At 45.4% G+C, this 22,858-nt stretch carries 17 protein-coding genes and 4 tRNA genes; 17 read left to right on the top strand and 4 right to left on the bottom strand.

What is annotated here, in order from left to right:
• Positions 1–130 precede the first annotated feature (130 nt).
• Genes uvrY through pgsA form a run of 3 tightly spaced genes read left to right on the top strand, consistent with a single transcriptional unit; the run spans position 131 to position 3,208 of the window.
• On the top strand, positions 131–775 hold the full coding sequence (gene uvrY, locus J4N39_RS05960; protein ID WP_252023060.1) for a UvrY/SirA/GacA family response regulator transcription factor: 645 nt from the start codon (positions 131–133) through the stop codon (positions 773–775).
• A 4-nt stretch (positions 776–779) separates the two neighbouring features.
• Positions 780–2,603, top strand: coding sequence for an excinuclease ABC subunit UvrC (uvrC, locus tag J4N39_RS05965; protein WP_252023061.1), 1,824 nt, complete (start codon positions 780–782; stop codon positions 2,601–2,603).
• A 47-nt stretch (positions 2,604–2,650) separates the two neighbouring features.
• Positions 2,651–3,208, top strand: a complete 558-nt coding sequence (pgsA, locus tag J4N39_RS05970; protein ID WP_252023062.1) for a CDP-diacylglycerol--glycerol-3-phosphate 3-phosphatidyltransferase — start codon at positions 2,651–2,653, stop codon at positions 3,206–3,208.
• A gap of 29 nt (positions 3,209–3,237) precedes the next feature.
• Here the strand turns inward: pgsA and J4N39_RS05975 are convergent, their stop codons facing one another.
• Entirely contained in the window at positions 3,238–5,316 is a 2,079-nt protein-coding gene (locus J4N39_RS05975) for a diguanylate cyclase domain-containing protein (protein ID WP_252023063.1), read from the bottom strand.
• A 282-nt stretch (positions 5,317–5,598) separates the two neighbouring features.
• Here J4N39_RS05975 and J4N39_RS05980 point away from each other — a divergent pair.
• The 12 genes from J4N39_RS05980 (at position 5,599) to nspC (ending at position 17,266) form a co-directional block, all read left to right on the top strand.
• Positions 5,599–5,672, top strand: a tRNA-Cys gene (locus J4N39_RS05980).
• Positions 5,673–5,675: 3 nt separating this feature from the next.
• Positions 5,676–5,751: transfer RNA gene (locus J4N39_RS05985), tRNA-Gly, on the top strand.
• A gap of 75 nt (positions 5,752–5,826) precedes the next feature.
• Positions 5,827–5,913, top strand: a tRNA-Leu gene (locus J4N39_RS05990).
• A gap of 116 nt (positions 5,914–6,029) precedes the next feature.
• Positions 6,030–6,105, top strand: a tRNA-Gly gene (locus tag J4N39_RS05995).
• A gap of 419 nt (positions 6,106–6,524) precedes the next feature.
• Positions 6,525–7,976 carry a DUF3360 family protein gene (locus J4N39_RS06000; RefSeq protein ID WP_252023064.1) on the top strand — a complete coding sequence of 484 codons (1,452 nt, stop codon included), beginning with the start codon at positions 6,525–6,527 and terminating at the stop codon, positions 7,974–7,976.
• A gap of 243 nt (positions 7,977–8,219) precedes the next feature.
• The gene (locus J4N39_RS06005) at positions 8,220–9,113 is read left to right on the top strand and encodes a DMT family transporter (protein WP_252023065.1); all 894 of its coding nucleotides are present in this window, start codon (positions 8,220–8,222) and stop codon (positions 9,111–9,113) included.
• A 131-nt stretch (positions 9,114–9,244) separates the two neighbouring features.
• A complete protein-coding gene (locus J4N39_RS06010; protein ID WP_252023066.1) occupies positions 9,245–9,529 on the top strand; it encodes a hypothetical protein in 285 nt (94 codons plus the stop codon).
• 104 nt (positions 9,530–9,633) lie between these two features.
• On the top strand, positions 9,634–10,809 hold the full coding sequence (locus tag J4N39_RS06015; RefSeq protein WP_252023067.1) for an HD domain-containing phosphohydrolase: 1,176 nt from the start codon (positions 9,634–9,636) through the stop codon (positions 10,807–10,809).
• A 17-nt stretch (positions 10,810–10,826) separates the two neighbouring features.
• Entirely contained in the window at positions 10,827–11,360 is a 534-nt protein-coding gene (locus J4N39_RS06020; protein ID WP_252023069.1) for a hypothetical protein, read from the top strand.
• Positions 11,361–11,806: 446 nt separating this feature from the next.
• Complete coding sequence (locus tag J4N39_RS06025; RefSeq protein WP_252023071.1) at positions 11,807–14,683, top strand: pyridoxal phosphate-dependent class III aminotransferase; 2,877 nt, start codon at positions 11,807–11,809, stop codon at positions 14,681–14,683.
• Between the two features lie 11 nt (positions 14,684–14,694).
• Entirely contained in the window at positions 14,695–15,939 is a 1,245-nt protein-coding gene (locus tag J4N39_RS06030) for a carboxynorspermidine synthase (RefSeq protein ID WP_252023073.1), read from the top strand.
• 187 nt (positions 15,940–16,126) lie between these two features.
• Entirely contained in the window at positions 16,127–17,266 is a 1,140-nt protein-coding gene (nspC, locus tag J4N39_RS06035) for a carboxynorspermidine decarboxylase (RefSeq protein ID WP_252023075.1), read from the top strand.
• 54 nt (positions 17,267–17,320) lie between these two features.
• Here nspC and J4N39_RS06040 read toward each other — a convergent pair whose 3' ends face one another.
• The 3 genes from J4N39_RS06040 to J4N39_RS06050 form a co-directional block, all read right to left on the bottom strand.
• A complete protein-coding gene (locus tag J4N39_RS06040; protein WP_252023077.1) occupies positions 17,321–18,931 on the bottom strand; it encodes a methyl-accepting chemotaxis protein in 1,611 nt (536 codons plus the stop codon).
• A gap of 236 nt (positions 18,932–19,167) precedes the next feature.
• Positions 19,168–19,680 (bottom strand): glycine cleavage system transcriptional repressor, encoded by a 513-nt coding sequence (locus J4N39_RS06045; protein ID WP_252023079.1) that lies wholly within the window; start codon positions 19,678–19,680, stop codon positions 19,168–19,170.
• Between the two features lie 209 nt (positions 19,681–19,889).
• On the bottom strand, positions 19,890–20,834 hold the full coding sequence (locus tag J4N39_RS06050) for a DUF3943 domain-containing protein (protein ID WP_252023081.1): 945 nt from the start codon (positions 20,832–20,834) through the stop codon (positions 19,890–19,892).
• Between the two features lie 168 nt (positions 20,835–21,002).
• Here J4N39_RS06050 and J4N39_RS06055 point away from each other — a divergent pair, with 168 nt between their 5' ends.
• Entirely contained in the window at positions 21,003–22,238 is a 1,236-nt protein-coding gene (locus J4N39_RS06055) for a CinA family nicotinamide mononucleotide deamidase-related protein (RefSeq protein ID WP_252023083.1), read from the top strand.
• Positions 22,239–22,519: 281 nt separating this feature from the next.
• Positions 22,520–22,801 carry a hypothetical protein gene (locus J4N39_RS06060; protein ID WP_252023085.1) on the top strand — a complete coding sequence of 94 codons (282 nt, stop codon included), beginning with the start codon at positions 22,520–22,522 and terminating at the stop codon, positions 22,799–22,801.
• Positions 22,802–22,858 lie beyond the last annotated feature (57 nt).

Raw genomic sequence — 22,858 nt, forward strand, 5'->3', positions numbered from 1 at the left:
GATTTTAGTGGTAACTAAAGTTTGCGTTGTGCCACATAATGGGTGTAAGTTTGAGTACTGATTTTCGGTACACTAGCAGGTAAGGCGCTAGTGTAGGTGATGAGCCAAATTCGATTGTGGAGATACAAGTTTGATAAATGTTTTCCTTGTAGATGATCACGAGCTGGTTCGCACAGGGATACGACGTATTATTGAAGACGTCCGTGGTATGAATGTGGCAGGGGAAGCTGACAGCGGTGAAGAAGCGGTCAAATGGTGTCGTAATAACCATGTTGACGTGATTTTGATGGATATGAACATGCCGGGTATCGGCGGTTTGGAAGCCACCAAAAAGATTTTACGTTTCAATCCTGACGTAAAAATCATCGTACTTACTGTTCATACAGAAAACCCGTTCCCGACTAAAGTGATGCAAGCGGGTGCGGCAGGGTATTTAACCAAAGGAGCAGGACCAGATGAGATGGTCAATGCGATTCGAGTGGTTAACTCGGGTCAGCGTTATATTTCTCCTGAAATTGCTCAGCAAATGGCGCTTAGCCAGTTTTCATCGGCTTCAGAGAACCCGTTTAAGGAACTTTCTGAGCGTGAATTGCAGATTATGATGATGATTGTTAAAGGTCAGAAGGTGACTGACATTTCGGAGCAACTCAATTTGAGCCCGAAAACGGTTAACAGTTACCGCTACCGTCTGTTCTCAAAATTGGACATTAGCGGTGATGTAGAACTGACACACCTTGCGATTCGTCATGGGATGATCGACACCGAAACTTTATAGCCGCGTGTTTGATTCTCAATCCTTTCTTAAGACAGTTACCAGTCAACCCGGCGTTTATCGAATGTATAACGCCGAGTCGACGGTAATATACGTCGGTAAAGCCAAAGATCTCAAAAAGCGTCTCTCAAGTTATTTTCGAGCCAAGCTCGATAATGAGAAGACCCGTGCCTTGGTCAGTCATATCGACAAGATTGATGTGACGGTAACGCATACCGAAACAGAAGCATTGATCCTTGAGCACAACTACATCAAGCAGTACTTGCCCAAGTACAATGTTTTGCTTAGAGATGATAAATCATACCCTTTCATATTTATTAGCGGTCACAAGCACCCACGTTTGTCGATGCATCGTGGCGCTAAGAAGCGCAAAGGGGAGTATTTTGGCCCTTATCCTGATTCAGGAGCCGTCAGAGAAACTCTGCACTTATTGCAGAAGATTTTCCCTGTAAGGCAGTGTGAAGATACTGTGTATGCTAATCGCACCCGACCGTGTTTAATGTATCAAATTGGCCGATGCGCTGGTCCTTGTGTTAGCACGATTATTGACGACCAAGAATATGCAGAGCTGGTGGATTATGTGCGTCTGTTCCTGCAAGGGAAAGATAAGCAAGTAGTGACCACTTTGGTCGAAAAGATGGAAGCGGCTAGCCACTCTTTACGTTTTGAAGATGCAGCAAAGCTAAGAGATCAGATCCAAGCCATTCGTCGAGTTCAAGAGCAGCAATTTGTTTCTGAAGACAGTATGGACGATATTGATGTGCTCGGTTTTGCGCAGGAGAACGGCGTTGCCTGTATCCATATCTTGATGATTCGTCATGGCAAGATCTTGGGCAGTCGTAGCCACTTCCCTAAAATTCCGGCCAATACTGACCGTGAAGAAGTGTTTGAAAGCTTCCTCAGCCAATACTACTTAAGCCACAGTGAAGTCCGTACTCTGCCGAGCAAAGTGCTGATCAATAGTGATTTGCTGCCAGACAACATTCCTTTCCAGCAAGCGATGACTGAAAAAGCTGGCCGTAAAGTGTCTATACATCTAGACCCTAAAGGGCAGCGTGCCCGTTATTTGAAGCTAGCCAATACCAATGCATTAACGGCCATCACGACCAAAATCAACCATAAGATGACCATCTCTCAACGCTTTAAAGCGCTTGAGCAAGTACTCGGTTTGGAAAAAATCAAACGCATGGAGTGCTTTGATATCAGTCATACCATGGGTGAGAGCACGATTGCATCTTGTGTAGTGTTTAATCAAGAAGGGCCGCTCAAGCAAGAGTATCGACGTTATAACATCACCGGCATTACTGGAGGGGATGACTATGCTGCGATGGCGCAGGTGCTTGAACGCCGCTACTCAAAGCAGCTCGATATTGAAAAGGTCCCCGATGTCATTTTCATTGATGGTGGTAAGGGGCAGCTCAATAAAGCCCACGAGATGATCGCTCAGCATTGGCACGAATGGTCTAAACGTCCCATTTTGATTGGTATTGCCAAAGGGGTGACACGTAAGCCTGGGCTTGAAACCTTGATCACCACTGACGGAGAGGAGTTTAATCTCCCATCCGATGCACCTTCATTGCACTTGATCCAGCACATTCGAGATGAAAGTCATAACCATGCAATCTCAGGCCATCGCGCCAAAAGAGGTAAGACTCGTCGCACTAGTGCCTTAGAAGGGATAGAAGGGGTAGGACCTAAACGTCGTCAAGCCTTACTAAAGTACATGGGTGGTTTGCAAGAGTTAAAGCGTGCCAGCGTCGAAGAAATAGCCAAAGTGCCAGGTATCAGCCATTCTTTGGCAGAAAATATCTATCAAGCATTGAAACAATAACGGAATTGACGCAACATTAGCGTGCAACTTCTAAGAGCCTAATAAATATGCGTTTTACCATCCCAAATATTCTTACGCTATTGCGACTTATTCTCATTCCGGTATTCGTTGTGGTGTTTTATCTTCCCTACTCATGGGCACCATTTGCGGCAGCTTCCGTTTTCTGGGTGGCTGGCTTTACGGATTGGCTAGATGGACTGTTAGCACGCAAGTTAGGCCAAACTTCTCGCTTTGGGGCATTCTTAGACCCAGTCGCAGATAAAGTGATGGTGGCAACCGCTCTCATCTTGATTACTGAAGACTACCATTCAATCTGGATAACTATTCCCGCTATCACCATGATTGCTCGCGAGATCATCATCTCTGCGCTGCGCGAATGGATGGCTGAAATTGGTAAGCGTTCGAGCGTGGCTGTATCTTGGGTGGGCAAAGTAAAAACCGTCTCCCAGATGTTCGCCTTATGGGTACTGATTTGGCAGTACGATGAGTGGATGGTTTGGATGGGCTATGCAGCGCTCTACATCGCCACATTCCTAACTTACTGGTCGATGATGCAATACCTACAAGCGGCCAAAGATGATCTGTTAAGCGAAGAACATCAGTAAGATTATTATTGTTTTGAAAAAGACCTAATCTATGAGATTAGGTTTTTTTTTGTGCCAAATAATCTGGCGACGAACTTGTTTCGTCCATCTCGTTTCGCTTGATACAAAGCCATATCTGCCTTGTGCAGGCAATCACTCAAAGAGAGGTGCTGCTGTGAGTTCTCAATATGCGCTGCACCGATAGAGAGTGAGAGCCGATCGGCACAGTAGGAGTGTTTGTTCGGTAGGTTTCTCTCGTAAAGCTCATCTTGTAATGCCGCCACTGCATGATTAATCATTTTAGGTGATAGGTCATGTACCACGACAACAAACTCATCTCCACCATAGCGATAGGTATTTGCTTCTTCCCAAGGGAAGTGTTTGCAGATGAGCTTGGTAACCGCAATGAGGGTTTCATCGCCCTTAATGTGTCCATAGTGATCATTGAACTGCTTGTAACAGTCAATATCTATCATCAGGACTGACAAACGTTCCGGGTGCCTAGTTAGCATATCGGCAAAATGCACATCCAGAGACTGTCGGTTCCATACTTGGGTTAGGTGATCGGTTTGAGACAAGCGGGTGAGCTTTTGTCGGTTAAGCTGGTTCTCGATGGCAATAGAGAGGTACGAGCTCAGTTGTAAGAAGAGTTCGTAGTGGAAAGTCTGATAGGCGAAGCACTGTTTTGCCTGCATGGTGAAGATGGCTTCAACTTTGCCATTAATCGTAATTGGCGAAAACATTACCGAATTCTGACCATCGTGTGTTGCGTTGTTATTGAGTAACTGGCGCTTCTTAGCCGTGGTCATGTTGTTAAAGTAGAGTGGCCTATCGTGAGTCGCACAGTACTCAAAGAAAGTAGAACCATCACCAATGTCGAGAGTGACAGGGGATTGTACTTGTCCCGCCTCGTAGTAGTGTTGAATTCGAATTTTAGACCCAGCTGGGTCGTAGAAGGCAATCGCTAACGAATCGATGATAAACAGCTTAGAAAGATCGTGTCCTAAGCGCACGATGATGTCTTCAAAAGAGTTACAGGTACTGATGTATTGCCCAATGTTGTTAATCAGAGAAAGATTGCTATTAATATCTTGGGCAAGCTCTAGCTTGAGCCTATCCATATTGAGTTGATAGATCTGCTTAAGATAAGAGGTCTCTCTTAACTTGGTTGCGTCACGAGACTTCTGATAAGAATGGATAAGTAGCTTGTAGGTTTTCTCTCGAATATCAAAACTATCTTCAAGCTCCATGCGCTTGACCAGTTGGTCGTTAAACCCATCGATAAGCTTGTCAGCGCCCGCTAGGTTTGCCAGTTGCAGACCTTTTTCTAGGTAAGCATCAAAGCTCTCGGTACGTTTTTGCGCAAGTAACAGTTGGCAGTACTCTAGAATCATCTCCGATTCATAATAGGTATGATGGCACATTGACATCAGCTTGATAGCTTTTAAGTAGCTTTGCTCGCACTGTTCTAGGTCACCATTTTTTTGGTGAAAGTGGGCTAACACCTGATAGTAGAAACTTAGGTAACGTTCGTCATCACCCACTTTAGGCTTGATTGATTCCAGCAGTTTTTGAGCTTTTTGCATCTGATTCAACTCAACATGCACATTTGCAGAGTTAATCAGAGGAAGTATTGAAAATTCAAGGTGATGGCTATCGGACAATATCTGAAGTGATTCGTCAAAGTAGACCAACGCTTCTTCATATTTTTCGTACTGAAGCAGCAGGTCACCAATATTGTTCTTGGTCAGTGCATACAAGATATCATCCTGGAAGGTATGAATATTTTCAGCTTTAGTGAGAAACTCACTGGCGTGAAACTGATCCCCAAGCATGCCAAAAATAGTGCCAATGCAGAAATAGGAAAAGTGCACCAAGTACTCTTGGTTATTGGAGTGGCATAGTGCAACGCAGTCGAAAAACTGTTTCATTGCAGGCACGAGGTCACCTTCACGGTATTGAGCATAGGCTTCAAAGACCGCTTGGTATTCAAGGGGGATACCTTGGTTATGTTTTGTCGCAAGGACCTGCAACTCCTCTAAGCTTTGTAAAACTTCATCCGAACAAGCTTTAGTCGGGAGGTGCCTTACTGCATCCGTTAGCATTGAGAGCCACTTGGCGTGGTTCATGTGAGATTCCTTCTCTTTATTTCGTGGCAATTATATCAAAAGGTATGAGGTTTGTATGAGGTTTGTACACCGAGCTTTGATTTAGGTGTCATGTTTTTGAACAAAAACCCACCACTGCAACCCGTCCGAAAGGGAAAAAGTGATGGTTTCTAACGATTTTGAGCGTAATTTGGTCAAACGACATCAAAATCAAAAAATTAGTGTTGACGTGCTCGCTCGAATCCGTAGAATCCTTTTCCGTACTCAAGAGGAACTGCACTAAACGGTTCTGACGTTTACGAAGGCGTGTTGGCAGAGTGGCTATGCAGCGGATTGCAAATCCGTGGACCTCGGTTCGACTCCGGGACGCGCCTCCATTTGCGACACTAGCTCAGTTGGTAGAGCGCAACCTTGCCAAGGTTGAGGTCACGAGTTCGAACCTCGTGTGTCGCTCCAAAATTTGGAGTGTGGAACCTGTAAAGGTTCGGTACTTAAAGATGGTGTCTAACCCATCGCAATAAAGAATTGCGTGCCCTGGTGGTGGAATTGGTAGACACAAGGGATTTAAAATCCCTCGACGTTCGCGTTGTGCCGGTTCAAGTCCGGCCCGGGGCACCATCTACAAAATAGAAAATTTGATGGATTTAAAATCCCTAGCCATTCACGTTGTACCGGCCGAAATGTCGGACCATCAACTCCGGCCCGGGGCACCATCTATTTAGTCATACGACTATGCGACACTAGCTCAGCTGGTAGAGCGCAACCTTGCCAAGGTTGAGGTCACGAGTTCGAACCTCGTGTGTCGCTCCAAACATAAAGCCCTACTCAGAAATGAGTGGGGCTTTTTCATTTTGTCTTCCTGACTTCACTTTCCAACCTATCCGTTGCCCCCTTTGTTGCATATTGAACTTGCTCCTATTGACGAGCACATAGCTAATTAAATATTAATTGTTACAAATGTAAATAAAGATAAATAATATGATCTTATTTGTTTTATTTTTAATGAATTTATTGGCTTGATTTTAATTACCCTGATTTTGTTTATTGACAAAAATATACTGTTTAAAAAATATAAATGTGACCTGCGTGGGCATATAACTACCTGAGTGAGATCTAACTCATAGAACCTGGTTATTTAAGAAAGTCTAAACATGCATTCGTGATATATATTTATTAATAAATAAAAATATCACTAATAAATCGACGTGTAGAAATAATCTGAGGAAACTATGAGTTCAGAACAGGGACAGTACAAACAACGTAGAAAAAAGGCCAGCGAGTTCGAGTCTCGAACCGCTTATCTTGAACATGAGCTGGAGATCATGGATCTCAAGCGATGGCGAGTCCATTTGCCATTTCGCGACTTTGGCATTGAGATTGAAGACTGGGTTCCAGCTTTGGCGGCAACCATTGGTAAAGTCGTTATGGTAACGGCGATGGTTGCAGCATTTGCTGCGCAGTTTGGATTATCACAAGAGTTCGTTGCAGAAAATGTGCGCTTTGAACTTCTTATCGCTGGTGTACTTTTTGTTGTCTTCTTTTCCGCCATATTGAACCCGTTATCGAACCTTGCGGGTACTCATGGACCCATGATCCCATTGATCCCTTTAATCGCTGCTGCAGGAGGACACCCACTTGCCTTGGGTATTATGGTGGGGGTATTTGGACTTATTCTGAGTGCTACGAAAGGCGGTTCTCGCTTAGTTAATTTGACGGGTGAAGGTGTTCGTGGCGGCTTGTTAATTTATTTGGGTGCAGTAGGGCTTATTGGTCAGCTAAATAAATTTGAATCTTGGTCGGTAAGTACAGGTCTCGACGCTGTTTCTTTTGTTGTTATATTAACGACCATTGTGATTTATGCATATTTGGCGAAGGTTGAAAAACGCTGGCTTGCTATTCCATTATGTTCTTTAATTGCTGGTATCGTAGCATACGTAATGGGTGTTCCATTTGAATTCTCCACAGAGCCGGGTCTGCCGAATATGAGCCCATTCTACTGGTGGGGTGAGAATACCGGTTGGCAACTGGGTTGGCCTCAGCTTGAACACTACATCGCTGTGATCCCATTTGCGATTCTTGCCGTTGCGATGTGGTCACCAGATTTCCTTGGTCACCGAGTGTTCCAAGAACTTAACTACCCGAAAAAAGCCAAAGGTGCACTGATGAATGTGGATGACACCATGTCAGTTTGCTCGCTGCGTCAGATGATTGGTTCATTTTTAGGTGGTGGTAACCTAGCATCTTCTTGGGGGACTTATATGATCCCTGCTGCGATCGCTAAGCGTCCGATCCCTGGTGGTGCGTTGCTCACTGGCCTTCTGTGTGTTGTCGCTGCCGTGCTTGGTTACCCAATGGATCTTGCAATGTGGGAGCCAGTGCTTCGAGTTGCACTATTGGTTGGTGTTTTCCTGCCACTACTAGAAGCGGGCATGCAAATGGTGAAGTGTTCACGTAACTCACAGTCTGCGGGTATTTGTATGTTTGCTTGTGCACTTGTGAATCCTGTGTTTGGCTGGGCAATCACTATGCTATTGGATAATACGGGTCTTATCGGTAACAAAGAGCGAGCATTGTCACTGTCGAAGACTGACAAACTATTGATCCCAGGTGCAGCAGTACTTATCTGTGTTGGCGCACTGGCATTAGTAGGTCAACTGCCGGGTATTCCAGCACTGCTTTAATCTCGCTATTTAGTGGTCTATGAGCAGAGCCAATTGGCTCTGCTTTTTTTGTAGGTATCTAAGCGCAAAATACTTGCGAGTATCAGGGCTACAGTCTCGCCTTTCAGCGTGCTATCATCCCGCCGCATTAAGGATTTATGCCATTGCGCTAAGGTGATACCAGTTTGATGATGCATCCATCTGGTACGAGGCGCATTAACCGCTCCCATTGGGAGTCCTTGTTGGCCACCATAAGATAGTTATATGCCTTTCCAAGTTTTCAATAGCGTGCCTTCGGGCGTACGTTTTATGCTGCTTTCAGCACTCTCTTTTGCCTTAATGACGGCGTGTGTAAAGCTCGTTAGTACCCACGGTATTCCAGTCTTTGAAATTGTTGCCGCTCGTGCACTGGTGTCGTTGCTGATTAGCTATGTCGATGTGAAACGTAAAGGTATCTCTCCATGGGGTAACAACAAGAAGCTGCTGTTTGCTCGGGGTGTTGCAGGATCTCTGGCGTTGGTATGTGTCTACTACTCGGTGACCACATTACCTTTGGCGGAAGCGACCATCTTGCAGTATTTGCATCCGGTCTTTACTGCGTTCTTAGCTCTGTTCTTCCTTAAAGAGAAGATCCAATCTTCAACCATTGCCTGTATCATTTTTAGCTTGTTGGGCCTAGTTGCGATCGTCAGTCCAAACTTGGGGTTAGATGCTGCGCAGCAGCTTCCATCGCTCAGTATTGCAGCTGCATTGGCAGGTGCCTTTGGCAGTGGTGTTGCTTACGTTATCGTAAGAAAGCTAAGCAATACTGAAGACAGTTCCGTCATTATTATGTACTTTCCGCTGGTTGCGTTGCCGCTTAGTTTGGTGATGCTTGGTGATGATTTCGTTATGCCAAACTTGGAAGCCTTGATACTGCTCATTTTTGTCGGCATCTTTACCCAAGGTGGCCAAGTCGGCCTGACAAAAGCGATGAAAACTGACTCTGCGAGCAAAGCGACAGCATACTCTTATGTGCAAGTGGTGTTTTCAATCTTGTTTGGTTGGTTGATTTTCAGCGAAGTGCCATCACTATGGACTTGGATAGGGGGCTGCTTAATCATTACTGGTGCCCTGATTAACGTCATGGGGTCGAAGCGAGCCAAAGCGACGAGCTAAATATTTAAAGGCTTACTGAACCCAGTAAGCCTTTTTTTGGATCTAAACCCTACACTAGAAATTGCGTATACTATAGAGATATACTTGAGCAATTAAGTCGGGTATAGATAGAAGGATTTGTAGGAGGCAACATGGCAGTAACTCCAAAACATAGCGACGCAGGGTCAAAAAAATATGATCCGGGACAAGAGTTTAGTAGCGATCAGCGACATAGGTTTACCGAGATTGCCAACCAAGCGGCTGAGCGACGTGCTCAAAAAGAGGCGATGAATAAAGCCACTTTACCTAAAACTCACAACCACGAAGCTGATAAAAATGCCAAACCAAAACGACGCCGATCTGATTGGCCAAGAACCATAATCTGGACTTTCGTTTTGGGTGCATTGTGGTTATGGATCATGTTTATGACACGTTGATCGGACTCTTATCACGCCTACACAAATACCTCGCCACGCATGCCCAACGGGATTGAGCAGATGTCCTATACTGCTAATAACATTTCTGTTATTGGTGAACCGACATGGCTGATACAAACTTTCAGACCCAAAATTCTATCCCAGCCGAAGCCATAAACGACTTTTTTGATGATTTCCGTGAGGCTCACGAGCAGTGTGAAATCTCGTTAATTGAACTGGAACATGACCCAAGTAATATCGACTTGCTTAATGCTTTGTTTCGCTCAGTGCATACGGTCAAAGGGAACTTGGTCTACGTTGGTATGACTTCTGTTACGCCCATTATCCAAAGCCTTGAAGATTTACTTGACTATATCCGCAATGGGCATTTGGAGTATGACAGCTTATTGTGTGATGTGATTCTGCTGACATTTGATAAAACTGAGCAGATGGTGCAGGCAAAAATAGAGAATTTACCTCCACCTATCTCGGTGGATTCGGTTGATGAAATTTGTGCCACTATTGCGATGATTGGTGATGTTGCACCGAAGGATAGGGCAAAGTACGTTGAAAAAGTGCTGGTACTTTATGACCCAGACGTTCAACTTACCGCCCCAAGAAACGAAGCGCCGTCTAAACAGTTACCTGAAGATCTTATTGCCTATCACGAGCCAAACACGATGCAGTTTGCTCAGATAAGTGAGATTTTGACTGACCACAAAGTGAATATGGATGAAGATATTCATTTCTATATGAGTTTAATCACCCCTCTCGAAAATCGCAGCCATTATTGGCGAGGCCGCACCGCAAGGCAGCTTTTCCTTGGAATGGAAATGAACCGAGCGGCAGGCTACCCCGTGGATAAAGAGCAACTAGCAGTGGCGGTGATGCTTCATGATATCGGCATGTCATTTTTACCCTTATCACTGCTCAATAAAAAAGGCACCATTACCGCTGAAGAACGTGAAGCGGTGCACCACCATCCTCAATCGGGATACTTGTTGTTGAACGAGTCAATTCGTTGGCATGACGCTGCGGTGATGATCTTACAGCATCATGAGCAAGTCGATGGTTCTGGTTACCCAAGTCACTTGGAGCGAGACCAGATTTGTGAGGGGGCTAAGATATTATCAATAGTAGATACTTTCGACGCTAGAACTCACGAACGTGCTCATGTTACTTTGCTTAAACGTCCACTGGTGCGAACCGTGATTGAAATTAACAATTACAAAGGTAAGCAGTTTGACCCCAAGTGGGTCGATGTATTTAATCAGGTAGCTAGGAACCTTTTCGGTTCGTAAAGACAGGAGATCGATTGATGGTCAGAATTGTGCGTCGCATAGGTATGTCGTTGTTTCTTCTTTTCTCACTATTTTACTCTTTTGTGGTCAGTGCTGAAGTTTCTCCGTTTACCGAGAAGCAAATAGTGGAAGAGTTGAAAGCTTATCCCGAGTACCGTAAAGCGCACGAACAAGCATTGGCTAAGGTGTTTGAAAGCGAGAATTGGCAAAGCCAACAGGTGTGGGATTTACAAACTGAGTACGTCAAGAAACTCGCCCAGACCTCAGTTATGTTGGAGTCATTCTATAATCAAACCCCTGTTGCCGATGTTCGTGCAACGACTGAGCGTGATATAGAAGGCATGACTTCTCATCTCAACTTTGTTTGGGGCAAGCTTGGCGGATATGGCACAGGGCTGACTGACGACAAATTTGAAATATCTGAGCACCACCTGGAAACACGAATTCTCTATCACGCTTTTCGTTTAATTGATTACGATGACGATGATTCAATGGGCATCGATTTACATCAATGGTTACAATCCATCGGTGAAGAAGTCCCCCTAGGTTGATGTCAAACAATAGCCGCTGATTTATCACTAAAAACTTATTGCGTTTACTGTTAGTTAAGTGATATTCTCCGCGGCAATCTCAACTCGTTTTTGAGGGAAACGCACAGTGACCATTCAAGCTGATTGTGACACTGTGTAGGGTAGGTACTAAGCCGGTTGGTGGCTTAGTAGACGGGATACCAGTAACGCTAAGCGTTGCTTCGATAGGAAGCCCAACATGATCACTTTCACTTTACTATTTCAAATCAGCTCTGTTCTCCCTAACTGCAGTATCATCACTGAGCCTTGATCTGTAGCTATTCAAATATTCTCTAGCATATTCAGCTAACCCGAGCCTGTAACTTGTACGTTTCAGGTGAACTTTTGCTATGCGCATTTTTTATGTTTAACGCTTTAAGAAAAGTGCGTGCGGTCATTTCCTGACCCAGTTTTGAGGTTTAAAACTCATGAGTTCAATATTTGAAGTGGAAGCGAACCAGGCTTTCGGCCCGTTCGTTTCAGAAATCCCTCACCTTGAGGCTTGCTACGATCTAACACCAGACCAAGTACTGATAGAGCAGCAAGATCACGAATCTGCAGTTCGTTCTTATCCTCGCCGTTTGCCTATCGCAATTAACCGAGCGCATGGTGCTTTGGTGGAAGATACGCGCGGCCAACTGTTTCTTGACTGCCTTGCCGGAGCAGGCACCTTGGTGCTTGGCTATAACCACCCAGAAATCAATCAGGCGTTAAAAGATCAGCTAGACAGTGGTTTGCCTTACCAGACGCTAGACATCACCACTCAAGCGAAAGATAACTTTATTAAGCGAGTTAAACGTTTTTTGCCAGCTGAACTTGGTGATAACTCTGTGCTGCAATTTTGTGGTCCATCTGGAGCCGATGCGGTAGAAGCGGCTATCAAGCTGGCGAAGCAAACCACAGGCCGAAACACCATGATCGCTTTTAGAGGCGCATATCATGGCATGACCAATGGCACTATGGGCATGATGGGTAACCTTGGCACAAAAGCTCGCCGTACTGGCTTGATGTCAGATGTGCATTTTATGCCTTTCCCGTACAGCATGCGTTGCCCGTTTGGCATCGGTGGTGATCAAGGGGCGAGAGCGGGTATTCGCTATATTGAACGTATGCTAAATGATGATGAAGCGGGCATTATGAAGCCAGCCGCAATCGTTGTAGAGCCAGTTCAAGGTGAAGGTGGTGTGATCCCTGCGCCTGCATTTTGGCTAAAAGAACTACGTCGTATCTGTGATGAACATCAGATCTTATTGATTCTTGACGAAATTCAGTGTGGTGTGGGCAAAACAGGCCACAATTTTGCTTTTGAAGAAGCAGGTATCGTTCCTGACATCCTTTGCTTGTCGAAAGCCATTGGTGGCGGTCTGCCAATGTCACTTCTCGTGATCAAGAAGCAATTCGATACATGGAATGCGGGTGAGCATACTGGCACATTCCGTGGTAACCAATTGGCTATGGTGTCTGGTGCTAAGGCGTTAGAGATCATTGAGCGTGATAACTTGGTAGAGCATGCTCGTGATGCAGGCCAATATCTTCGCCAAGGCCTTGAGCGTATCGCTTCAAAAGTGAACTGTATTGGTGAGGTACGTGGTAAAGGTTTGATGCTTGGTGTCGAAATTGTTGCGCCAAACGGTGACAAGAACAAATTTGGTGAACGCCAGTCTGATGGCGCACTAACACTTGCGATTCAACGTGCAGCGCTAGAGCGTGGCTTGATGGTTGAAAAGGGTGGTCGAGATGGTTCGGTAATCCGCTTCCTCCCACCAGTGATCATCAGCTACAAGCAGCTAGATTTTGCGCTAAAAGTGATGGAAGATGCGATCATCGCAGCCGGTGGCGGTATTAACACTCAAACCGAAAGCCCTTGGCAGCAGCACTTTGTGCATACTGGTGAGCAAGGCGCTGATGGCTTTGCAGAAGTCATGCACCACACGACGCACGTGATGAAACAAATCTTTGAGCAAGTGGATAAGCCGTACACAGGGCTTGAGCCTAACTTGCTTGAAGCGCAAATCCAAGCGGTGAATCTTGATACTGGTAATGCCAGTCTGAAACAGATCATTGACGAAACTTCCGATCTAGTCGTGAAGAACTCTATCTTTACTCAACACCCTAACTGTATTGCTCACTTACATACACCACCGCTGATGCCTGCTATTGCAGCAGAAGCGATGATCGCCGCACTTAACCAGTCGATGGATTCTTGGGACCAAGCATCTTCCGCAACTTACGTTGAGCAGCGTGTGGTGGATTGGCTATGTGATAAGTACGAGCTAGGCGCAGATGCGGACGGTATCTTTACCAGTGGCGGTACTCAAAGTAACCAAATGGGCTTACTTTTGGCTCGCGACTGGATTGCAGATAAGCGCTCTGGTCATTCGATCCAAAAACTGGGCTTACCAGATTACGCAGATAAGCTACGCATCATCTGTTCAAACAAATCGCACTTTACTGTTCAGAAATCTGCTTCTTGGATGGGGTTAGGTGAGCGTGCGGTGTTGTGTGTTGATACCCTGCCTAACGGCACTATGGACACCAGCAAACTTGAGCAAGTAATTCTTGATGCCAAAGCACAAGGCCTTATCCCATTTGCGATCGTGGGCACGGCGGGTACTACCGATCATGGTGCGATTGATGATCTTAACGCAATCGCTGATGCAGCTCAGCAGCACGATTTGTGGATGCACGTCGACGGCGCTTATGGTGGTGCATTGATTCTGAGCAGCCACAAAGAGCGACTAGCAGGCATTGAGCGTGCTGATTCGGTGAGTGTGGACTTCCATAAGCTCTTCTATCAAACGATCAGTTGCGGTGCAGTGTTACTGAAAGATAAAGCAAACTTCAAACACTTGCTGCATCATGCCGATTACCTCAACCGTGAGCACGATACTCTGCCAAACTTAGTCGATAAGTCGATGGCGACCACCAAGCGTTTTGACGCATTAAAAGTGTTCATGACGATGCAAAGTGTCGGGCCGAAGGCGCTAGGTGGTATGTATGATCACTTGATTGAGCAGACCCAACAAGTCGCACATCTTGTGGCAACACATGAAGGGTTCGAACTGCTTGCTAAACCAAGCTTGTCCACTGTGTTGTTCCGTTGTGTTGGTCAAGGGGATCTCGACAAATTAAACCAAGACGTCCGTTTGGAGGCCTTGGTAAGAGGTGTCGCTGTTCTAGGCGAAACCACAGTGGACGGAAAATCCGCCCTGAAATTTACTATTTTGAATCCTTGTCTTGCGATGAAGGATTTCGAAAAACTATTAACTGACATTAACCAACTAGCTCTAGAGCTAGCAAAATAAGGGTAACCCGAATGGCAATCTTACAAATTGGTGCTGGTGGTGTTGGCTGGGTTGTGGCGCATAAAGCGGCACAAAACAACGACGTATTAGGTGACATCACTATCGCATCACGTACTGTTGGCAAGTGTGAAAAAATCATCGAATCCATCAAGAAGAAAGACAACTTGAAAGATGCTTCGAAGAAACTTGAAGCACGCGCAGTGGATGCTGACGACGTTGATGCACTCGTTGCTCTTATTAAAGAAGTACAGCCAGATCTAGTGATCAACGCTGGTCCTCCGTGGGTAAACATGACCATCATGGAAGCGTGTTACCAAGCAAAAGTATCTTACCTAGATACTTCTGTGGCGGTTGACCTATGCTCTGAGGGCCAACAGGTACCACAAGCATACGATTGGCAGTGGGGCTACCGTGAGAAGTTCAAGGAAGCGGGCATCACAGGTATTCTAGGCGCAGGTTTCGATCCTGGCGTAGTGAGTGTGTTTGCGGCTTACGCTGTTAAGCACCTATTCGATGAAATCGATACTATCGACGTAATGGATGTGAACGCAGGTGATCACGGTAAGAAGTTTGCGACCAACTTCGACCCAGAAACCAACATGCTTGAGATCCAAGGCGACTCTTTCTACTGGGAAAACGAAGAGTGGAAACAAGTGCCTTGTCACTCTCGTATGCTTGAGTTTGATTTCCCGAACTGTGGCAGCCATAAAGTTTACTCAATGGCACACGATGAAGTTCGCTCGATGAAAGAGTTCATCCCAGCGAAACGCATTGAGTTCTGGATGGGCTTTGGTGACAAATACCTAAACTACTTCAACTGTATGCGTGATATCGGTCTACTAAGCCCTGATCCACTAACGCTGCACGACGGTACAGTAGTTCAACCACTACACGTACTAAAAGCACTTCTGCCTGACCCAACGTCTCTAGCGCCGGGTTACACAGGTCTAACTTGTATCGGTACTTGGGTACAAGGTAAGAAAGATGGTAAAGAGCGTAGCGTATTTATCTACAACAACGCTGACCACGAAGTAGCATACAAAGATGTTGAGCACCAAGCGATCTCTTACACCACTGGTGTACCAGCAATCACTGCGGCACTTCAGTTCTTCCGTGGCGAGTGGGCTGACAAAGGCGTGTTCAACATGGAACAGCTAGACCCAGATCCGTTCCTAGCAACCATGCCTGAGATCGGTCTAGATTGGCACGTTCAAGAGCTTGAGCCGGGTCAACCGACGATTCATAAGCTTAAGTAAGTTTATTGCTTTTGATGTGATAAAAGGGAGCATGGTTTGCTCCCTTTTTAATCGAGATAGCTACATACACGTTGGCATTGATTATTTTCTATTTTGTAACTCACTTCGTTCAGACAAGACAAAATATAAAATAACCAATACCAACTCTACTTGATTGTTTTCTTTAGAGATTGCTGAGTGTGCACAAATGACATTTAATAAAGAAGAACTAAAAACCCCATTTTTCATGATCAACGAAGACAAGTTGGTCCAAAACCTTGAGAAAGCGAAGCAGCTCAAGGAGATCTCTGGCGCTAAGTTAGTGCTTGCTCTGAAGTGCTTCTCAACTTGGGGCGTGTTTGACATCATCAAACCATACCTTGACGGCACCACCAGTAGTGGCCCATTTGAAGTCAAGCTGGGTTACGAAACCTTCGGTGGTGAAACGCATGCATACAGCGTAGGTTACAGTGAAGATGACGTACGAGAAGTAGCGGATATCTGTGACAAGATGATTTTCAACTCACAGAGCCAACTGGCTGCATACCGTCATATCGTTGAAGGTAAGGCATCTCTTGGCCTGCGTTTAAACCCGGGTGTAAGCTACGCAGGTCAAGACCTTGCAAACCCGGCGCGCAAGTTTTCTCGCCTTGGTGTGCAAGCAGATCACATCAAGCCAGAAGTATTTGATAGCCTTGATGGTGTTATGTTCCACATGAACTGTGAGAACAAAGATGTTGATGCATTTATCAATCTACTGGGTTCGATTTCAGAGCAGTTCGGCGAATATCTAAATAAGCTAGATTGGGTTAGCTTGGGTGGCGGCATATTCTTCACATGGCCGGGTTACAACATCGAGAAACTGGGTAATGCGTTAAAAGCATTCTCGGACAAACACGGTGTGCAGCTATACCTTGAGCCGGGTGAGGCGATCATTACTAAGACTACCGATCTTGTGGTGACCGTGGTTGATGTCGTTGAGAACGTCAAAACTACCGCTATCGTTGACTCTGCAACAGAAGCGCACCGCCTAGACACGCTTATCTATGATGAACCAGCATCGATTCTAGAAGCTTCTGAAAACGGTGAATACGACTACGTGATCGGCTCTTGTTCATGTCTAGCGGGCGATCAGTTCTGTGAAGCAAGCTTTGATAAGCCGCTTGAGATTGGTCAGCGTCTGCATGTAATGGATAGTGCGGGTTACACCATGGTGAAGCTCAATTGGTTTAACGGTCTACGTATGCCATCGGTATATTGCGAACGCTCAAACGGTGAGATTCAAAAGCTCAACGAGTTTGACTACGACGACTTTAAACGTTCACTTTCACAGTGGTCGGTTAAATAATAAAAGGCCTTGGCGCTGTGAACGCCAAGGCCTTTTTTCTATGTGCTAGTGTGGTTATGCAAGCTTGAATGAAGCTAACTTGTCATCAAGCGCTCGAGACATGTCCGCAAGTGTCACACTCTCAGTGGCGAGGAAGTTGGCTGCTTCTGACATCTCTACCGCAGAGTCGTTAATCATACTGACATTCCGATTCATCTCTTCCGCAACCATACTTTGCTCTTCAGCTGCCGTCGCAATTTGAATCGATTTATCGCGAGCCAACTCAATGTGACTGACGATGGTAGAGAGATCGTCACCACAGTGAATGGCACTATCCACACTGGTGTTAGCCAGTTTTTGGCTACTTTCCATCACGTTTGATGTTTGGATCGCCAAATTTTGAAGGTTCTGAATAGTGGAGTGGATCTCATCAGTAGAATGGTGAGTTCTACTGGCAAGGTTTCTTACTTCGTCGGCGACGACAGCAAAGCCTCGGCCTTGCTCACCCGCTCGAGCAGCCTCAATAGCAGCATTCAAGGCAAGCAGGTTAGTTTGCTCCGAGATGCTTGAGATAACGTTGGTCACCTCACTAATTTGCAATACACCATCTTTAAGCTTGTGAACATAATCCGAGGCCTGATCGAGTTCATTGGTGAGTGCTTTGATGTTGGAAATGCTGTCATCCACATCTTTGTCACCAACACTAGCTTCATCAGTTGCTTGGGTAGTATCTCGGGCGGACTGTTCTGCGTGGTTTGCCACATCTGCGATGGTGGCGCTCATCTCATTCATAGCAGTCGAAAGCTGATTGAGCTGGTCTTGCTGGCTCACCACAGCTTGACTTGTCTCCTCTGCGGAAGAAGAGATTCGACTGGCTGCATCGGAAAGTACTGCCGCAGAGTGTACTGATTCCGTTAAAGCGTCTCGGACAGAGGAGATACTCATATTGATGTGATTGGCTAGCACACCTATTTCATCCTTGCCATGCACAGGAATGGTTTGCGATAGATCCCCTTGGGCGACATTTTGCATTGCCGACTTGATCAGTTCGATAGGGTTAATGATCGAGCGGCTGATGATATACCCAAGTCCTGCCAGTAGTGCAACCACCAGTGTAGTTGCTAAGGCCATCTCTTTGAGTAACTGATTGGTTGCTTGCTCGATGTCATCCATCAACATCCCTGAACCGAATATCCAGCCCCACGGCGCATAGCCATAGACAAATGACATTTTGTCCGCTGGAGCTCCGGTGCTGTTTTTCCATTCATAGGTTACCGTGCCTTGCTGGCCATTTTTTCCAGTATCTACCATGTTAAACCAGGCTTGGTCAGCTTTGTTTTGCCGTGAGGTGCCTAGTTGCTGTCCTATCAACTTATTATCTGGGTGGATTTTCACCACTCTTGATTCATTGATGGCAAATACATAGTTATTGCCGTCATAGCGCATCGCTTGCACCAGTTCAGTGGCTTTCGCTTTCGCCTCTTCCTGTGGCAGTGTTGCGTCTAACAGTTTGATTTGGTGAAGTGTTGCGGTAACAACAGCGTTGAGCAGGTGTTCTTTTTCATCGATGAGATTTTGTTTGAGGGTTTGTGAGGCGAGCATAAGCATTGCCAAGATCCCCAATATCGCAACCACAACCATGAGTGCCAGCTTACGACTGACATTGATGTTTTCTAGCTTGAACATGACGTTTCCACCTTTTTATTCCATTAAATACGGCCAGAGGTGTTTTATAAATATTATGTGTGCATTCAAGATGCACTGATTCAAGCATGGAAGAGTAATTAAGGGGTTGCTGAAGCAATCGTTCGATATGTGTTAAAGGTCATATTGTTTGAACCAATGTATGAAAAGTGACTTGCTTTTAAGACTGGAAAAAAAGAGAAGATTCCGCCCCAGATATCTCTGAGGCGGAGAAGAGATTAACTTTCGATAACCACTTTGGTATCTTCACTGAGTGACTCAATCTCATCCGCTACGTCATCGAGCTCTAGGTGGGCAGGTAGGCGCATTGCGATGGTTGAGCTAAATAGGCTTGAACTTACACCACCCCCGCCAGCAATAAACACTCGCTGACAATCCATGTCTAAGATATTCACCCCTTGGCCATCAAGCACATGAGTGATTTCATTAACGATACCTGCGCGATCATTGGCATCGACACGTATGTTAACAATGCTTTCTCTATCGTGAGTGCTATCGTCGGCTGCAGCAAATTGCACCGTAAGATCGGGTATGGAGGAGAAGGCTTCCTTTACTGTGTCTTCATTCTCACTAGGGAGCTCGATTTTTATCACAGCAGCCACTTGCTGCTCGATGAAGTTGACTTTACTGATCAACCACTTACCGCCATTCTCGTGAGTGACTGCGGCAAGCTGTTTGATTGTCGAAGGGGAAGCTTGACCAACAAAGTTAACAATAAATGTGGTGTTCATACGGTGTCCCTCCAAAATGAGTGCTGATTTTGTAGCACGTAAATTAACCATAAGTCTCTGATTTAATGGTTGAAACCTAAATGCTAACTACAGTTTAGATGGAGATTTATTAAATTGTTGGTGTGTGCCTCACTTTTTCAATCAAAAGTGCATTGGCGTATAGGGAATGAGAAGTAGGGCAGTGAAACACCGCCCAGGATGTTTGATTTTTAGAAAGTGATTTTCAAATCAAGGCCATAGAAGGCACTATCATATTGGTAGCCATTCACGGCGAGATCGGCTTCAGTCATATGGGCTGATTGCCAAGGTTGCGAACGGAAAGTCACGCTTGCATCACCGCCCCAAGCGTCAGTCACCCAATAATGGATATGGCCGACAGGGTTTAAGAAAAATAGCGAAACGTTGCCTAGCGATTCAGAACCCATCACTTCGCCACCATTGGCAACAATGTTTTGTTCTGTTTCAAACATCACTTCACCGACTACCGCACCAAAGAATGGTGTGATGAAGATGTCTTGCCAAGACGGAATTTCAGCAAAGGCTTCTACCCCAAACTCCCAGAATACCGTCGACATGGTGAATGAATACATAAAAGATTCAAATTCATTGAAGCCTGCGTGACGGCCTGCAGTGTAATATACGCCGCCAAAGTATGGGTGCATGATGTAATTGAGGATGTGCTCATCTCTGTCCCACACAGGCCCTTGAGAGACGTTTTCACGCCATTTTTTGCCCAAGTTGGATAAATCACGATCCTCAGGGTCCCATTTGGTGATACTTTCAGGTAGCAGGGTCATTAGACCTACGGTTGCCACACTTAGTCCCAAAATGGTGTATGTCTGCTCTTTTAAGTATTGCCAATCTTTCTCTGGCTGAACTTGCAAATAGAGTGGTAGCGGCTCTTCTTTATATTCAACAGACTCATTACTGAGATAGACGACACTCGAAACATGAGCTAAACCTTCAATAATATTGAAGTTTTGCTGCTCATCGCCGATATGGAAAGAAGGCTTTTGATATTCGAATTCAAAATTGGCTGCTTGAGCACTGAATGAACATGCTAGCAAAATTGCAGTCAAAGAGTTTAGACGCACTGAACGCTCCATTAACAATGCACACATACGGTTAAAGGCAGGTATTATTCTTGCTTCCATATATAGATGCAAATGATTTATTGTGCAGGAATGAGTTAAGTTTTAGCACTTTTACTCGACAATCTCCTCTAAAGTTTGCATGTTAATACTAATAAAATACAAGATTTTACGTCGAATTTTGTGCTGAGTTCACAAATATTCCTCACATGAATTCCAGGGTTGGTCCTTATGATAAAAATAGCGATGCTTAGTACAGGTGAAGAAGTTCTACACGGAGACATAGATGACACCAATGCATCATGGTTATCGGCGCTGTTTTACGAGCATGGATATGAACTGAGCTACCGAGCTACCGTGGGTGATCAACACCAGTCTTTGGTTGAAGAACTGCAATCATTGGGTAATAGATTTGATGTGGTAATAGTTAACGGTGGATTGGGCCCAACCACAGATGATCTCTCTGCCGCCTGTGCGGCAACTGCGGCAAATTCTTCCCTTGTGCTGTTTAAAGAGTGGCTGATTGCGATGGAAGGCAAGTTTGAGGCGAGAGGACTTAAGATGCCAGAAAGCAATCTCAAGCAAGCCATGCTGCCAAAAGAAGCCAGTATTCTAGACAACCCAATTGGCACCGCTTGCGGTTTTGAGATGGTCATTGGTAAAGCTAAAATGTTTTTTACTCCAGGCGTACCGAGTGAATTTAAACACATGGTACAAGGAGAAATCCTGCCAAGGCTCGCAGAACAATATACCGATATTGATGTTCATGAATGCAGCAGAATCTATACCTTCGGTATGTCTGAATCTGGCATTTCTGACAAGCTCGATTTATTGAAGCTGCCTAGTGAGTATCAGCTAGGTTATCGATCTTACTTGCCGTTTATTGAGGTAAAACTCTTTGGCCCAGCGGATGATATGGTCACTCGCATGCAGTGGCTAAAGATAATCTACAGCCATCTAGAAGATGCGGTGGTTAGCGTGGATGAGCCAATGCTAGATAATGTGGCCAACTTAATGAACGAGTCAAACACGACGCTTTCTGTCGCTGAGCAAGCTTCGGGAGGATTTCTTGCTAATTGGCTTCACGACAACGATGAGCTTGCAGAGCGAATTCGCCTAGGCTGGATCATGAGCCCTGCAATGACCACCCAAATAGCAGACAAAGAACCGCTAGCCGCAGCATTGGCATTGGCGGGAGCGTGTCGTGATAACGGTAAGTCAGATTTCGGGTTGGCGTGTGGTTTGATAGAAGAGGGTACATTCGCCGTTGCGCTGGCGACTCCACAAGGTGAATGGGGACAAGTGATGACGTTTAACCGAGAGTATGCTCGTAAACCGATGCGCTCTCTGATGGCGACCTTAATGCTCGATATGTTGCGACGTCATTTGGAGTCTAAGCCGATGTTTGGGCAGTATGGCTCCTTTACTCGACAAAAAGAGTTGTTTGTCCCTGCAAGCCAAATCTAAGCAAAAAAGTACATGCAAAAATGAATCCAGCGACGTTTTCGCTGGATTTTTTTTAGTATTTTTTGCCATTTACCAGTGAGCTTTTCGATCGTCGTAGGCTAAAAGCTCGTACCCTATAGTGCTTAAGGGATTGAGCGAAGGATCGTCATGATCTAAAAGCTGTCAGCGTGATTATGCACCAAGAAAAAAATGTGACTCTTCTCAAAAAAGAGCCTTGGCAAAGACGATCATTTGGCTAATATTAGAGATTCACGGCGACGTGAAAACAGTGGGAGGTCGATATGATAACAAGGACGATGATTAAAGTTTGGTACGGGGTATCAGGCGAAAAAGTTTTGTTAGGAGAGTCACATAGCGGCAAGAGCAGCGACTTGGTTTCCATGTGGGTGAAGATACCAACATCGGGCCTAGAAACGCCTCACGGAGGCTATCGCATGTCTCTGTTTGACGATGACGGTCATATGATGGGTGATAAACCTATTTCTCGAAATGACGCTGAATTTCTTCTCGATAACACTGCATTTTTAGGCAGTCGATGTTCACCGCAAGATCTTGCCAGTTGACGGGAACAATCCATAAAGCACACCGCTTTGCAACGAAAGACAACGCCAGCATAATTG

It is taken from the genome of Vibrio sp. SCSIO 43136, from assembly GCF_023716565.1.
Classification (GTDB): domain Bacteria; phylum Pseudomonadota; class Gammaproteobacteria; order Enterobacterales; family Vibrionaceae; genus Vibrio.

Excerpts from the sequence above, each read along its gene's own strand:
- pgsA (WP_252023062.1), top strand. The coding sequence starts at position 2,651 with ATGCGTTTTACCATCCCAAATATTCTTACGCTATTGCGACTTATTCTC.
- J4N39_RS05975 (WP_252023063.1), bottom strand. The coding sequence starts at position 5,316 with ATGAACCACGCCAAGTGGCTCTCAATGCTAACGGATGCAGTAAGGCAC.
- J4N39_RS06000 (WP_252023064.1), top strand. The coding sequence starts at position 6,525 with ATGAGTTCAGAACAGGGACAGTACAAACAACGTAGAAAAAAGGCCAGC.
- J4N39_RS06005 (WP_252023065.1), top strand. The coding sequence starts at position 8,220 with ATGCCTTTCCAAGTTTTCAATAGCGTGCCTTCGGGCGTACGTTTTATG.
- J4N39_RS06010 (WP_252023066.1), top strand. The coding sequence starts at position 9,245 with ATGGCAGTAACTCCAAAACATAGCGACGCAGGGTCAAAAAAATATGAT.
- J4N39_RS06015 (WP_252023067.1), top strand. The coding sequence starts at position 9,634 with ATGGCTGATACAAACTTTCAGACCCAAAATTCTATCCCAGCCGAAGCC.
- J4N39_RS06020 (WP_252023069.1), top strand. The coding sequence starts at position 10,827 with ATGGTCAGAATTGTGCGTCGCATAGGTATGTCGTTGTTTCTTCTTTTC.
- J4N39_RS06025 (WP_252023071.1), top strand. The coding sequence starts at position 11,807 with ATGAGTTCAATATTTGAAGTGGAAGCGAACCAGGCTTTCGGCCCGTTC.
- J4N39_RS06030 (WP_252023073.1), top strand. The coding sequence starts at position 14,695 with ATGGCAATCTTACAAATTGGTGCTGGTGGTGTTGGCTGGGTTGTGGCG.
- nspC (WP_252023075.1), top strand. The coding sequence starts at position 16,127 with ATGACATTTAATAAAGAAGAACTAAAAACCCCATTTTTCATGATCAAC.
- J4N39_RS06040 (WP_252023077.1), bottom strand. The coding sequence starts at position 18,931 with ATGTTCAAGCTAGAAAACATCAATGTCAGTCGTAAGCTGGCACTCATG.
- J4N39_RS06045 (WP_252023079.1), bottom strand. The coding sequence starts at position 19,680 with ATGAACACCACATTTATTGTTAACTTTGTTGGTCAAGCTTCCCCTTCG.
- J4N39_RS06050 (WP_252023081.1), bottom strand. The coding sequence starts at position 20,834 with ATGGAAGCAAGAATAATACCTGCCTTTAACCGTATGTGTGCATTGTTA.
- J4N39_RS06055 (WP_252023083.1), top strand. The coding sequence starts at position 21,003 with ATGATAAAAATAGCGATGCTTAGTACAGGTGAAGAAGTTCTACACGGA.
- J4N39_RS06060 (WP_252023085.1), top strand. The coding sequence starts at position 22,520 with ATGATAACAAGGACGATGATTAAAGTTTGGTACGGGGTATCAGGCGAA.